The sequence below is a fragment of the Streptomyces sp. NPDC060064 genome (assembly GCF_042736455.1).
Classification (GTDB): Bacteria; Actinomycetota; Actinomycetes; order Streptomycetales; family Streptomycetaceae; genus Streptomyces.
This window is the reverse complement of record NZ_JBHWWF010000003.1, coordinates 155,017-168,394: the sequence shown is the minus strand read 5'-3', so window position 1 is coordinate 168,394 and position 13,378 is coordinate 155,017. Positions and strand designations below refer to the sequence as shown.

The 13,378-nt window shown below is 70.3% G+C and carries 10 protein-coding genes; 4 read left to right on the top strand and 6 right to left on the bottom strand.

From position 1 onward, the window contains the following. Window positions 1-407: 407 nt before the first annotated feature. The 3 genes from ACFWDI_RS05030 to ACFWDI_RS05020 are packed head-to-tail and all read right to left on the bottom strand — an operon-like array spanning window position 408 to window position 3,468. Window positions 408-1,694 (bottom strand): extracellular solute-binding protein, encoded by a 1,287-nt coding sequence (locus ACFWDI_RS05030; RefSeq protein ID WP_385301391.1) that lies wholly within the window; start codon window positions 1,692-1,694, stop codon window positions 408-410. Further along, window positions 1,694-2,536, bottom strand: a complete 843-nt coding sequence (locus ACFWDI_RS05025; protein WP_385301390.1) for a carbohydrate ABC transporter permease — start codon at window positions 2,534-2,536, stop codon at window positions 1,694-1,696. Before ACFWDI_RS05025 ends, ACFWDI_RS05030 begins: the two co-directional genes overlap by 1 nt. Continuing rightward, window positions 2,533-3,468 (bottom strand): carbohydrate ABC transporter permease, encoded by a 936-nt coding sequence (locus tag ACFWDI_RS05020; protein WP_385301389.1) that lies wholly within the window; start codon window positions 3,466-3,468, stop codon window positions 2,533-2,535. Before ACFWDI_RS05020 ends, ACFWDI_RS05025 begins: the two co-directional genes overlap by 4 nt. A gap of 151 nt (window positions 3,469-3,619) precedes the next feature. Between ACFWDI_RS05020 and ACFWDI_RS05015 the strand changes: the two genes are divergently transcribed. After that, on the top strand, window positions 3,620-4,471 hold the full coding sequence (locus tag ACFWDI_RS05015) for a phosphotransferase enzyme family protein (protein ID WP_385301387.1): 852 nt from the start codon (window positions 3,620-3,622) through the stop codon (window positions 4,469-4,471). Between the two features lie 162 nt (window positions 4,472-4,633). On the opposite strand, the gene ACFWDI_RS05010 is transcribed toward ACFWDI_RS05015, so the two are convergent. Both ACFWDI_RS05010 and ACFWDI_RS05005 read right to left on the bottom strand, forming a co-directional pair. Then, window positions 4,634-5,356 carry a 3'-5' exonuclease gene (locus tag ACFWDI_RS05010; protein ID WP_385301386.1) on the bottom strand — a complete coding sequence of 241 codons (723 nt, stop codon included), beginning with the start codon at window positions 5,354-5,356 and terminating at the stop codon, window positions 4,634-4,636. Window positions 5,357-5,428: 72 nt separating this feature from the next. Beyond that, complete coding sequence (locus ACFWDI_RS05005; RefSeq protein WP_385301385.1) at window positions 5,429-6,661, bottom strand: SAV2148 family HEPN domain-containing protein; 1,233 nt, start codon at window positions 6,659-6,661, stop codon at window positions 5,429-5,431. A 300-nt stretch (window positions 6,662-6,961) separates the two neighbouring features. On the opposite strand from ACFWDI_RS05005, the gene glgX reads away from it, so the two are divergent. Together glgX and treY are read left to right on the top strand one after the other, a co-directional pair. Beyond that, a complete protein-coding gene (gene glgX / locus ACFWDI_RS05000; RefSeq protein WP_385301384.1) occupies window positions 6,962-9,082 on the top strand; it encodes a glycogen debranching protein GlgX in 2,121 nt (706 codons plus the stop codon). Window positions 9,083-9,218: 136 nt separating this feature from the next. Further along, window positions 9,219-11,582: a malto-oligosyltrehalose synthase gene (gene treY / locus ACFWDI_RS04995; protein WP_385301383.1), complete on the top strand. Its 2,364-nt coding sequence runs from the start codon at window positions 9,219-9,221 to the stop codon at window positions 11,580-11,582. A gap of 37 nt (window positions 11,583-11,619) precedes the next feature. On the opposite strand, the gene ACFWDI_RS04990 is transcribed toward treY, so the two are convergent. Beyond that, entirely contained in the window at window positions 11,620-12,168 is a 549-nt protein-coding gene (locus ACFWDI_RS04990; protein WP_362690877.1) for a DUF1707 and FHA domain-containing protein, read from the bottom strand. A 300-nt stretch (window positions 12,169-12,468) separates the two neighbouring features. On the opposite strand from ACFWDI_RS04990, the gene ACFWDI_RS04985 reads away from it, so the two are divergent. Beyond that, a complete protein-coding gene (locus tag ACFWDI_RS04985; RefSeq protein ID WP_385301382.1) occupies window positions 12,469-13,365 on the top strand; it encodes a GNAT family N-acetyltransferase in 897 nt (298 codons plus the stop codon). Window positions 13,366-13,378 lie beyond the last annotated feature (13 nt).

Genomic DNA, 13,378 nt, shown 5'->3' with positions numbered 1-13,378 from the left:
CCTGCGCGTCCCCCTGCCAGGGATGCGTCCCCGGCACTCTCGGGCGCCGCACTTGTCGGCGTTGGGGCTTCGTCCCCGCGTTCGCGGCACGAAGCCGCCGGTCGGGGCGACCCCCCGGAGTCTGTGGTCTGCGACGCGAAGCCGCCGCACCGGGGGTGTCGGGGCGTCAGCCCCCAACGTCCTCCCACTCGGAGTGGGACCCTCTGCCTGCGGCCGCGGCACGAAGCTGCCGCAAGCGGGTGTGGGGGATCCGGTCCCCAACGCCCCTCCCCCTGCCTGCGTTCTGCGGCGCGAAGCTGCCGCTCCGGGGTGTGGGGGCGTCAGCTCCCTCAACAGGGGGCCTGGGGGGACCCCCAGTTTCGGGAAGGGGCGGGGTGGGGGACAAAACGGGCCCGCACCCCCGGGCGTCAGCGTTGGTAGCGGGACAGCACCAGGTTGCCGTCGTGGACGAGGCGATTCTCCAGCTCGGCCGCGTCGATCGCGCCGCTGTAGTACTCCTGCAGCGCCGGCGTCGCGACCTTGTCCTTCCACTCCGGGTAGCCCCGCACCGACTGGGCCGGCGCTGAGCGCAGATCCCGCGCGAGCGCGGCGCCCGTGGACCAGCCCTCCTTCTCGGTGTGCAGGGCCGGGTCAGCCAGTGCCTTCGTACCCGTCGGCAGCATCCAGTCGCCCTTCGCCAGCCGCACCATGTTCCGCGGCTGGAGCATGAAGTCGATGAACTCGGCCGCCTCCTTCTTGTGCGGGCTGTCCTCGGCGACAGAGAGGGTCTGCGGGCTCACGCCCTGGGTGAGGCCACCGGCTCCCGCAGGGGCGGGCAGCACCTGCCACTCGAAGCCCTTCGGCGCCTGCTGGACGATCTGCTGGCGGTAGGAGAAGCCGAGCGGGACCATCGCGTACTTGCCGCCGAAGAAGCCGGGCAGGGTGTCGGAGCCGCCCGAGCCGAGAGTGGTGCGCGATGCGCTCCCGTCGGTGTTGACCTGTGCGTTGATGGTGCGGGGCACCACCTGGTCGGCCGCGTCGAAGCGGACCTCGACCTTGCCGTCCGCGCCACGGCGGAAGACCTGACCGCCGGTGGAGAGGGAGAGGTTGAGAGTGGCCGAGACCGGCTCCTTGAGCGGCCAGGCGACACCGTACTTCCCCTCCCCCATCTTCTCCGTGAGCGTCTTGGTGACCTGGCGGAACTCCTCCCAGCTCCACGGCTTCCCGGCCGTCGGAATGCGGACCCCTGAGGAGTCGAGGATCTCCTTGTTGGCGATGAGAACGCGCGGTTCCTGGAGAAAGGGCACGCCGTAGACCCCCTTGTCGAAGGTCGCCGTCTCCCAACTCTGCCGCGGGATGTCCGACGTGAGGCGCTCCGGCAGCAGCCCACTCAGATCGGCGAGGTAGCCGCCGTACGCGAAGTCGGCGAGGTCGTCGGAGGCGTCATGGATGATGTCCGGCGCCTCGCCGCCCTCGAAAGAGGTCAGCAGCTGGTCATGGACGCTGTCCCAGCTGCCCTGGACGTACTCCACCTGGACGTCGGGGTGGCTCGTGTTCCACTCCTTCACCAGGTCCTTGTTGGCGTCGACGGACTCCTCCTGCCAGGCCAGGGACTGGAATCGGAGCCTGATCCTTCCGCTGTCGGCTCCGCCGTCGGCGGAGCAGCCGGTCAGCAGTAGCGCGCACACGACGGCCGCGGCCGCGACTCTCCGCATCAGCTCTTCACCGCCCCCGTCAGCATCCCGCCCGTGATCCGCTTCTGGATGATCGCGAAGATGACGAGCGAGGGAATCGTCGCGAGGAACGCGGCAGCGGCAAGCGGCCCGAGATCCGCGACGCCCTCCGCGCCGAGGAAGTGCGTGAGGACGACCGGCAAGGTCTGCTTCTCCGGGGTCTTGAGCAGGACGAGCGCGAAGAAGAACTCGTTCCATGCGGTGATGAAGGCGAACAGCGCGGTGGCGACGATGCCGGGCGCGAGCAGCGGGGCGGTGACCGAGACGAGCGTGCGGAGCTTGCCCGCGCCGTCGACGGACGCCGCCTCCTCCAGTTCGCGCGGCACGGCCCGTACGTACCCGACCAGCATCCAGAGCGCGAACGGCAGCGACCAGACGACGTACACCATGATCAGACCGAACAGCGTGTTGATCAGATGCAGGTTCTTCAGGATCAGGAACAGCGGAATGATCACCAGGACGAACGGGAACGCCTGACTGACCACGACCCAGCCGGTGGCTGCGGCGGAGAGCCTGTTGCGGTTACGGGCCATGGCGTAGGCCATGGGCGTCGCGATCACGACGGCGATCAGCGCGGCGGACAGGGCCGCGATCAGGCTGTTGCCGGCGGCCCGGAGGAGCGGCTGCTCGTCGAAGGCCTGCCGGAAGTTGTCGAGGGTGGGGTCGTTCGGAATCCAGGTGGGGTGCAGCGAGCCCAGTTCGCGCGGCGGTTTGAAGGCGGTGGAGATCAGCCAGAGGAAAGGGAACCCGAGGAAGACGAGGTAGCCGAGGAGCGCCACGTACTGGCCGGCGCGGCCGGACCTGCTGGTGCGCAGCGTTGTCACTGCTCCGCCCCTTCCTTGAGCCGTCCTACGAGGTAGAGCGCGAGCATCACCGAGATCACCGCGACCATGACGCAGCCCATCGCGGCGGCGTAGCCGAACTGGCCGTAGCGGAAGGCCTCTTCGTAGGCGAAGAGCATGGGAAGGCGGGTGCGGCCGCCGGGTCCGCCGGTGGTGAGCACGTACACCAGGGCGAAGGAGTTGAAGTTCCAGATGAGGTTGAGCGCGGTGATGGCCAGCGCGACGGGTTTGAGAGCGGGCCAGGTGACGGTACGGAACCGGCGCCAGGCACCGGCGCCGTCGAGCGCGGCGGCCTCGTGGAGCTCGTGCGGGGTGTTCTGAAGTCCGGCGAGCAGCGCGACGGTGGTCTGCGGCATGCCTGCCCAGATCCCGACGACGATCACGGCGGGCAGCGCGGTGGCGAGTCCGGTCAGCCAGTCCCGTCCGTCTCCGAGCCCGAGGTCACGGATGGTCTCGTTCAGGATGCCCGCGTCGGGGTTGTATACGAGCCGCCACATGATGCCGACGACGACCTCGGGCATGGCCCAGGGGATGATCGCCAGGGCGCGCGCCAGCCAGCGGAAGCGGAGGTTCTGGTTGAGCAGGAGAGCGAGACCGAGCGCGAGCAGGAACTGTGGGACCGTCACGCCGATCGCCCAGAGCAGACCGATCCTGAACGAGTCCCAGAAGAGCGTGTCGTGAAGCAGGTCCTGGAAGTTCAGCGTCCCGATCCACTGGGTGGGCTCGGTGCGGCCCGCCTGGGAATCGGTGAAGGCGAGCGATATGCCGTAGAGCAGCGGCCCGACGCTGAGCACCAGAATCGGGATCAGGGCAGGCAGCACCAGGAACCAGGCCCCGTGGTCCGGCTGCTTCCTGGACCGCGCATTCTGGGACCGCGGCTTGCTGGACCGCGGCGTTGCCGTCGCCAATGTCACGGATTCGACTCCTTTGGGCGGCCCATCCTGGTCCGGCCGCCCAGGCGGCCTCCGTCATCGTGCTGACGGTCCGTCGGTTCGTCAACCGAACCTGCATGGATGCGAGACTTTGGCGGATTCGTGCGAGCGGCGGGAGCGGTGGGAGAGACCAATGGACGAGACACGAGCACGCGCGGTGCTGGCGGCTGCGGGACTTCCTGCCGATGCGGCGCTGCTCGCGCTCGGCGAGAACGCGGTGTTCGGGGCGGGCGAGGTGGTCGTCAAGGTTGGCCGGGACGCGGAGCTGATGGCGCGGGCGGAGCGTGAACTCTCCATCGCCGCCTGGCTGTCGGAGGCGGGTGTGCCGGCGGTGCGGGCGGCCGAGCCGAAGCCGCGGCTGGTGAAGGGCCATCCGGTGACGGTGTGGCACCGGCTGCCGGATGCGGTACGTCCGGCGGAGCCGGCGGATCTGGCGCGGCTGCTGCGCCGGATCCATGCGCTTGACTCCCCGTCCTTCTCCCTTCCGCGGCGGGAACTGCTCGGGGGCGTCGAGCGCTGGCTGCGTCTTGCGGGCGAGGCGATCGACCCGGCCGACGCGGACTATCTGCGCGAGCGCCGCGACGGCTTTGCCGAGGCGGCGTCCGCGCTCACCCCACATCTGCCGCCGGGCCCGATCCACGGCGACGCACTCCCCCGCAACGTCCATGTGGGCCCGGACGGCCCGGTCCTGGTGGACCTGGAGACCTTCTCGTCGGACCTCCGCGAGCACGACCTGGTGGTCATGGCGTTGTCCCGCGACCGCTACGGACTGGCGCCCGACGCGTATGAGTCGTTCACCGAGGCGTACGGCTGGGACGTCCGTGAGTGGCCCGGGTGCGCGGTCCTGCGCGGTGCCCGCGAAACGGCAAGCTGCGCATGGGTGGCGCAGCACGCCCCGACGAACCCGGCGGCGCGGGAGGAGTTCGCTCGGCGGGTCGCGTCACTGCGTGAGGGTGCGGAGAGGGTGCGCTGGCACGCGTTCTGACGGTACGAGGGCGGACGCCCGCGGCGGGGCTTGCTCCCCCGCCCCTTCCCGCAATCAAGGGGCTTCGCCCCCCTGGGACCCGAACGCGCTTCGCGTGTGTCCTCAATCGCCGGACGGGCTTGATTTCGGGCCTCGCCGGCGATTGAGGGAGAGGACCCGGGCTCAGCCCACCGACGGCACCAGCTCCCGCACCGGCCAGGACGCGTCCACCACCGCGTCCGCGCTGCCCTTCTTCCGCAGGAAGCGCTGGAAGTCCGTCGCCCACTCCGCGTACCACTCGACCTGGCGCTCATGCAGCTCCGCCGGAGTCAACGCCGCAACCGAGCCGTGCCGTTCGGCTATCGCGCGGGCCACCCGCACCGCCGCCAGCGCGTCCGCGGCCGCATCGTGGGCCGCGTCCAGGACCACGCCGTACTCGACGCAGACCGCCTCCAGTGTGCGCTTGCCCTTGCGGTAGCGGTCGACCGCCCGGTCGATGGTGTAGGGGTCGATCACCGGGCCGATCGGGCGGCCGGAAAGGCGGTCCGTCAGGGAGGGCAGGTCGTGGCGCTGCAACTCCGCCGTCAGCAGTGTCAGATCGAATGCCGCGTTGTACGCGACGACCGGCACCCCCTGCGCCCAGTACCCGCTCAGTGTCTCCGCGATCTCGTCCGCCACCTCGCGCGCCGGGCGGCCCTCCGCCGTAGCCCGCTCGCTGCTGATGCCGTGGATCGCCGACGCCTGCGCCGGGATGCGGATGCCCGGGTCCGCCAGCCAGCCCCGCCGCCGGACCGGCTCCCCCGACTTCACCCCGACGATCGCCGCCGTCACGATCCGCGCTTCCAGCGGCTCCGTACCCGTCGTCTCCAGATCGAAGCCGACCAGCGGTTCCCCGTGCCAAGCCATCGTGACCCTCCTTCGTGGTGCGGTGGTGCGTTCCCCCCGTGGACTTTCACCCTCCCACGTGCCACTGACAACTCAGGAGACGGGACGCGAGTCCGCCCATACGGACTCGAACTCTTCGCGGTATGTCTGGAAAAGACCGTTCTCGCCGTCATGGCCGGCGCGAACCACCGCACGCCCCCCGCCCCGCAGCACCAGCACCGGCGCCTCCATCCCCCGCGCCCGGCGCAGATAGGACTGGATGACGGCGAGGCCGTCCGGGCCGTCGCCGTCGACCAGGTAGGCGGTGAAGCGCGGTGTCTCGTCGAAGACCTGGATCTCGAAGGCGCCCGGGTCACGGAGGCGCGAGCGGACGCGGCGCATATGGAGAATGTTCATCTCCACCGTGCGGCTCAGCTCGCCCTTCTTCAGGCCCAGTTCGCGTTCGCGGCGCTTGACCGCACTGCTCGCCGGATTGAGGAAGAGGAGCCGGACCCGGCAGCCTGATTCGGCCAGGTGGACCAGCCGTCGGCCGGAGAAGTTCTGGACCAGGAGGTTCAGGCCTATGCCGATCGCGTCGAGGCGGCGCGCACCGCCGAAGAGGTCTTCGGCGGGGAGCTGGCGCTGCAGCCGGACCCGGTCGGGGTGGACGGAGACCACATCCGCGTAACGGTCGCCGACGAGATCCTCGACCGCGTCGACGGGGAGGCGGTCGGCCGAGGGCACGCCCGCGCCGCTGCCGAGTATCCCCAGGAGCCGGGCGGAGGCGCGCTCGGCCTGGGCGAGCACCGCCTCGTTCAGCGCGCGGTTGCGGGAGACGACATTGCGCGCGACTTCCAGCTCGTCCAGCGCCAGCTCGACATCGCGCCGGTCGTCGAAGTACGGCTCGAAGCACGGCCAGTGCTGGACCATCAGCTCCCGCAGCTGCGGGAGGGTCAGGAAGGACAGGACATTGTCGTCCGCCGGGTCAAGCAGATAGCCCTTGCGGCGCGAGACCTCCCGTACGGCGACCGCGCGCTGTACCCACTCCTGGCCCGCGGGCCCCGCCGCGGCCACCACCCAGTCCTCGCCGTGCACCGGTTCATAGATGGGGCGCAGCACCGCTGCCACCACGGCCCGCAGCCGCTGCTCCACCAGGTTCAGCCAAATGTAGGCCCGCCCGGCACGTTGGGCGCGCGTACGCACCTCGCTCCAGGCGTCCGCGCCCCAGTCCAGTTCCGCCCCGATCTCCATCGGCTGTGCGAGGGAGACCGCTCCGGGCGGCGCGTCGGCGGAGTCCCCCTCGTGACCAGCGTCACCTGGGGGTAGCTCCAGGCCTCCCGAGCTCACCCGCGCACCCCTCTTCCCTTCCCCCTTCAACGATCAAGGAAGAGTACTCCGCCTGCGGGACACGGTGCAGCCGGAACGGCAGTGTCCTTTCCCAACTCCCTTTCCATTTCCGGCCCTTCTGCCTGGCGAGATCTGCCGGAGTGAGCGGATTCATAGCGGTTACGTCCCCGGGGCGTCCGAGGAACCCGATGTTGACCGCGGCGTCCTCCCCTGAGGAGGCGTCTCACCGGCGATACTTTCGGGGAGGATCTGGGCCAAGTGCCCCCCAGCACCCGGATCAGAAGTGGAAGAGTCATATCTATGCAGGTCTGGCCGGGACAGGCGTATCCACTCGGTGCCACGTACGACGGCGCCGGCACCAACTTCGCGGTGTATTCAGAAGCCGCCCGACGAATCGAACTGTGCCTACTGCACGACGACGGCTCGGAGACCGACGTCGAGCTGCGCGAGACCGATGCCTTCGTACGGCACGCCTATCTGCCGGGCGTGATGCCGGGTCAGCGGTACGGATTCCGGGTCCACGGTCCGTACGCCCCGGAGCGCGGGCAGCGCTGCAACTCCGCGAAGCTGCTCCTCGATCCGTACGCCCGTGCGATCAGCGGCAGCATCGACTGGGGCGAGACGGTGTACGGCTACCACTTCGGCAGGCCGGACTCGCGCAACGATCTGGACTCGGCGCCGCACACGATGGCCTCCGTCGTGGTCAACCCGTACTTCGACTGGGGCGACGACCGGCCGCCGCGTACCGACTACCACCGCACGGTGATCTACGAGGCCCATGTGAAGGGCCTCACGATGCTGCATCCGGAGCTGCCGGAGGAGCTGCGCGGCACGTACGCGGGGCTCGCGCACCCCGCCGTCATCTCGCATCTGACCGAACTGGGCGTCACGACGCTCGAGTTGATGCCGGTGCATCAGTTCGTCAACGACCACCGGCTGGTGGACGCGGGGCTGAACAACTACTGGGGCTACAACACCATCGGGTTCTTCGCGCCGCACAATTCCTACGCGTCCTGGGGCGACCGGGGCGAGCAGGTGCTGGAGTTCAAGCAGGCCGTACGGGCCCTGCACAAGGCGGGCATCGAGGTCATCCTCGACGTGGTCTACAACCACACGGCGGAGGGCAACCATCTGGGGCCGACGCTCTCCTTCCGGGGCCTCGACAATGCCTCGTACTACCGGCTGTCCGACGATCCGCGCTACTACACGGACACGACCGGCACCGGGAACTCACTGCTGATGCGCAGCCCCCATGTACTGCAGCTGATCATGGACTCGCTGCGCTACTGGGTGACCGAGATGCATGTCGACGGCTTCCGCTTCGACCTGGCGGCCACGCTGGCCCGGCAGTTCCACGAGGTGGACCGGCTGTCCTCGTTCTTCGATCTGGTGCAGCAGGACCCGGTGGTCAGTCAGGTGAAGCTGATCGCCGAGCCGTGGGACGTGGGCGAGGGCGGCTATCAGGTGGGGAACTTCCCGCCGCTGTGGACCGAGTGGAACGGCAAGTACCGGGACACCGTGCGGGACCTGTGGCGGGGCGAACCACGGACGCTGGCGGAGTTCGCATCCCGGCTGACCGGCTCGTCCGACCTGTACCAGGACGACGGGCGGCGGCCGCTCGCCTCCATCAACTTCACCACCTGCCACGACGGATTCACGCTGCACGATCTGGTCTCGTACAACGACAAGCACAACGAGGCGAACGGCGAGGGCAACCGCGACGGCGAGAACCACAACCGGTCCTGGAACTGCGGCGCGGAGGGCGGGACGACCGACCCCGAGGTGCTCGATCTGCGGGACCGGCAGATGCGCAACTTCATCGCCACGCTGATGCTCTCGCAGGGTGTGCCGATGCTCAGCCACGGCGACGAGTTCGCGCGTACGCAGGGCGGCAACAACAACGCGTACTGCCAGGACAACGAGGTCTCCTGGGTGCGCTGGCCGGAGCCGGGCGCGGACGAGGACGGCACACTGCTGGCGTTCACCCGGGCGATGGTGTGGCTGCGGCGCGACCATCCGGTCTTCAGGCGGCGGCGTTTCTTCCACGGCCGGCCGGTGGAGGGGACGCACGACGAGCTCTCCGACATCGCCTGGTTCACTCCGGAAGGTGAGGAGATGGTCCAGCGGGACTGGCAGTCGGCGTCCGCCAAGGCGCTGTCGGTGTTCCTGAACGGCCATGCGATCTCGGAGCCGGGGCCGCGGGGCGAGCGGATCGCCGACGACTCGTTCCTGCTGATGTTCAACGCCAGCGCGGACGAGCTGGACTTCGCGGTGCCGGTGAACCACGGCCGACAGTGGCAGGTGGTCGTGGACACGGCACGCAAGGAGGGGGTCCCGCCGGGCGAGGGGCCGAAGGTGGCGGCCGGTGAACGGGTGCCGCTGCTGGGGCGGAGTCTGACGGTGCTGCGGCGGCCTGCGTAGCCGTCACCACCCTGCTCGGCCGTGCCGGTCCGCGGCGCGCCCGAGCAGGGGGTTCGCCCACCCAGTAGTCCGAACGGCCGGTACCCGTGCACGGGCCGATGACACAGAAGCCCTCAAGCTGGGTACGTACGTTCGCATGACGCCCACCGCCACATACCGGCTGCAGCTCCAGCCGGACTTCCCGTTCTCGGCCGCCGCGGCAGCGGTCCCGTACATCGCCGGGCTCGGCGTCTCGCATCTGCATCTGTCGCCGGTGCTGGAGGCCGTACCGGGGTCGACGCACGGCTATGACGTCGTCGACCCCGCCCGGGTACGGGACGAGCTGGGCGGCGAGGAGGGTCTGCGGCGGCTGGCCCGCACGGCGCGCGAGCACGGTCTCGGGCTCGTCCTGGACATCGTCCCGAACCATATGGCGGCCGTGCCGCGGCACAACGCGGCGCTGTGGGAGGTGCTGCGCGAAGGACAGCTGTCGCCGTACGCCCGCTGGTTCGACATCGACTGGGAGGCGGGCGGCGGGAAGGTGCTGCTGCCGGTGCTGGCGGGCCGGATCGGCGAGGAGCGGGGCGGGATGCGGGTCGAAGGCGACGTACTGCACTACGGGGAGCACCGCTTCCCGCTCCGTGAGTCCACGGCGAAGCTGCCGCTCCCCGAGCTGCTCGACGCGCAGTGGTACCGGCTCGCCTGGTGGCGGCTGGCCCGTACCGAGCTCAACTACCGCCGCTTCTTCACCATTTCGGAGCTGATCGGTGTACGGGTGGAGGACCCGGAGGTCTTCGACGCGACCCACGGGAAGATCCTCGAGCTGGTACGGGACGGAGTGGTCGAGGGCCTGCGGGTGGACCATCCCGACGGTCTCGCCGACCCCGAGGCGTATCTGCGGCGGCTCGACGCGGCGACCGGCGCGGCCTGCTGGACGGTCGTCGAGAAGATCCTCACCGGGGACGAACGGCTGCCGGCCGGCTGGCCGGTGGCCGGCACGACGGGCTACGACGCGCTGCGGCATATCGACGGCCTGTTCACCGATCCGGCGGGTGAGGCCGAACTGGCCGTGCAGTACCGGGAGTTCGCGGGGCCGGCGGGTGACCGCGGCGGCTACTGGGAGGCGACGGTGCGCCGCGCCGCGTACAAGGTGGTCACGCATGAACTGGCGGCCGAGACCGCGGCGCTCACCCGCCTGGCCGGGCGGGTCTGCGCCGCGGATCCGGCGCTGCGCGACCACGCGCCCTGGGCGCTGCGCGCGGCGGTCCGGGAGCTGCTGGTGCGGGTCCCCGTCTACCGTCCGTACCGCATCGGCGGCGAGGAGGCGCTGCCCCCGGCGGCGGTGCTCGGCGCGAAGGCGGCGTTCGCGGTCGTCGAGGAGGCCGAGGCCGTCGAGGTGGTGCGGGACCTGGCGCTCGGGCGGCTCGGCGAAGGCCCGGACCATGACGCGTTCCGTGCCCGCTTCGCCCAGACCTCGTCCGCGCTGCGCGCCAAGTCCGTGGAGGACACCGCCTTTTACCGGTATGTGCCGCTGATTTCGGCGAACGAGGTGGGCGGCGACCCGGGGAGTCCGGCGGTGGGCCCGGAACTGTTCCATGCCTACTGCGAACGCCTTGCCCGCGACTGGCCGGCCACCGGCACCGTACTGACCACGCACGACACCAAGCGCAGCGCGGATGTACGGGCCGGGATCGCCGTGCTGTCCGAATGCCCGGAGAAGTGGGCGGACTTCCTCGCACGCGTCACGGAGGAAGCGGCGCGGCTGGAGGGCGGACGCGCGCCCGATCCGCATCTGGCGTGGGTGGTCTGGCAGACGGCTGTGGGGTTCGGCATCCCGTCCGAGGGCAGACTGTCGACGGCGCTGCTGAAGAGCGCGCGGGAAGCGGCGCTGCTGACCAGCTGGACGGAGCCGGATCCGGCTTACGAGGAAGCGGTCACCGCGTTCGCCGGTGCGGGCCCGGCGGGCCCGCCGCTGTACTCGGTGGCGCTGTTCGCCCGTGAGCTGGAGCCGTATGTACGGGCCAATGTGCTGGGCGCGGCGCTGGTGCAGCTGACGATGCCGGGCGTGCCGGACCTCTACCAGGGCACGGAGCGGGAGTTCCTCGCCCTGGTGGACCCGGACAACCGGCGGCCGTTCGATGAGGGGCCGCCGAACGAGAAGACGACGGTCACGACGGCGGCGCTCCGGCTGCGCAGGGAACGCCCCGAGATCTTCGGCGAGTCGGGTACGTACGCACCGCTGCATGCGGATGGCCCCGCCGCCGAGCACTGCCTGGCCTTCTGCCGGACGGGTGAGGTGGTCACGGCGGTCACTCGGCTCTCGCTGCGGCTGGACCGGGCGGGCGGCTGGGCGGGCACGGAGCTGACACTTCCTGCGGGGAGGTGGGCCGATCTGCTCGCTCCGGAACGGGAGTTCACCGGCGGCCGACCGGTGCCGCTGGCCGAGCTGTTCGCGGAACGTCCGGTGGCGCTGCTCAGCCGGAGGGCGGTGAGCGGTGGGTCCGCGGCGAACAACCGCTGACCTGGGGCCACCCGGGGCAGGGGATCAGAGGGCCGGGTCAGCGCGCGGCGAGGCGGAAACTCATCCGTCCGAAGCCCACCATGTCCCCGTCGTGCACGACGACGGAGCCGGTCACCCGCCGGCCGTTGACGGTGGTGCCGTTGGTCGAGCCGAGGTCGCGCAGGATCCACAGACTGCCCTGGCGGCTCAGTTCGGCGTGCAGTCGCGAGACCGTGTCATGGCTCAGCCGCAGCCCGTTCGCCGGGTCGCGGCCGATCCGCAGGGGGTACGGGCCGGGTTCGGGCAGCAGCAGCGGCGGCAGCTTCTCGGCCTGCCAGGCCCTGCGCAGCCGTACCGAGAACGCCGATATCCGGCCCACCGCGCCGTACAGCCGCCGTGACCATCGGCCCTCGGTGTCGAGGTCGGCCGTGAGCGCCCGCAGTTCATCGGGGCGGCGGGCGGCGAGGGCCAGTTCCATACGGTGAATGAAGGTGTCGTGCGACAGCTTGCCCTGCGCCGCGCCCTCTCTGAGCACACCGAGGACACGGTCGCGCTCGGCATCCGAGAGCCGAGCGGGATACGTGTGGAACTCGAAGGAGGACGTCACATACGAGATTGTCGGGCCGAATGGCCACAGGTGTCCAGAAGAACCGGAGTTCCGGTCCACCCTGAGTCGCTGCTGACCTGCGCGGACCTGCCGAACTCGGGCTGTTCCCGGGCCCGGTTCCAGGGAAAGGGGTGGACGACTGCGCCGGGTGCCGTCTACGGTGATCACGACGCCCGTGAGTGACGGAAGGAGGCGAGAGCAATGCACACCACACGACTCTCGCGCTCCCGCCCCGTCCGCCCGGCGTTCGCAGTCTGACCGGGAGCGCATACCGCACATCTCTTCCCGGAGGACTTCCTCATGACCGAACTGGTCATCCGCGCGCTCACCCCGAGCGACGCTCATCTCTTCGCCTCTCTGCCCGACCCTCTCGGTGTGGGCCGCGCGCTGGCCCGTGCCACGCACCGCCCCGAATGGAAGCGGGTCGCGCTGCGCGACGGCGTGGTCGTCGCGCGGGCCGCCTGGTGGGGCGGCCCCGACGACGAAACTCCCGTCAACGTCAACTGGTTCGACTTCGCCGAGGGCGAGGAGGAGGCGGGCACCGAGCTGCTGCGCACCTCGCCGTTCCAGGTCGAGTACGAACTGATCCTGCCCGCCGGCTGGCGCGAGGATCCGGCGGCCCTGGCGGCCGGTGAGGCCAGGATCCGCGCCGTGACGGCGGCCGGCATGAAGGTCCTGGTGGAGCGGTACCAGTACCGCTGGACGCCGGAGTGCGGGCTGCCGGAGCGGCCCCGGCGGCTGGAGTTCAGGCCGGAGCCCGACGACGCAGTGATCTTCGATGTGCTGCGCCGGGTCCACTCCTCGACGCTCGACGCGCACGCGCTGCGCGCCATCGCAGAGGCGGACGTGGACAAGGCGGCGCAGGAGGAGCTGGACTTCTTCCACTGGTGCCCGTCGCCGCGCGAGTGGTGGCAGCTGGCCTACGCGCCTGACGGTGAACTGGTCGGTATCCACGTCCCGGCGCGCAATCCGTCGGGGCCGTGCGTCGGCTTCATCGGAGTCGTACCGGAGCAGCGCGGCCACGGCTATGCGTACGACCTGCTCGTGGAATGCACGCACTTCCTGGCTGAGCGGGACGCGGAGTTCATCGCGGGCGCGACCGATCAGGGCAACTTCCCGATGGCCAAGAACTTCGCGAAGGCCGGGCATCCGGTCGTCCAGGAGCGGATCCACTTCCTTCCCGGTTCGCAGCATTGAGCAAGCTCGGGGG

Bases quoted from the DNA above. Each gene is read 5' to 3' on its own strand.
- ACFWDI_RS05030 (WP_385301391.1), bottom strand. From the start codon at position 1,694: ATGCGGAGAGTCGCGGCCGCGGCCGTCGTGTGCGCGCTACTGCTGACC.
- ACFWDI_RS05015 (WP_385301387.1), top strand. From the start codon at position 3,620: ATGGACGAGACACGAGCACGCGCGGTGCTGGCGGCTGCGGGACTTCCT.
- ACFWDI_RS05010 (WP_385301386.1), bottom strand. From the start codon at position 5,356: ATGGCTTGGCACGGGGAACCGCTGGTCGGCTTCGATCTGGAGACGACG.
- glgX (WP_385301384.1), top strand. From the start codon at position 6,962: ATGCAGGTCTGGCCGGGACAGGCGTATCCACTCGGTGCCACGTACGAC.
- treY (WP_385301383.1), top strand. From the start codon at position 9,219: ATGACGCCCACCGCCACATACCGGCTGCAGCTCCAGCCGGACTTCCCG.
- ACFWDI_RS04985 (WP_385301382.1), top strand. From the start codon at position 12,469: ATGACCGAACTGGTCATCCGCGCGCTCACCCCGAGCGACGCTCATCTC.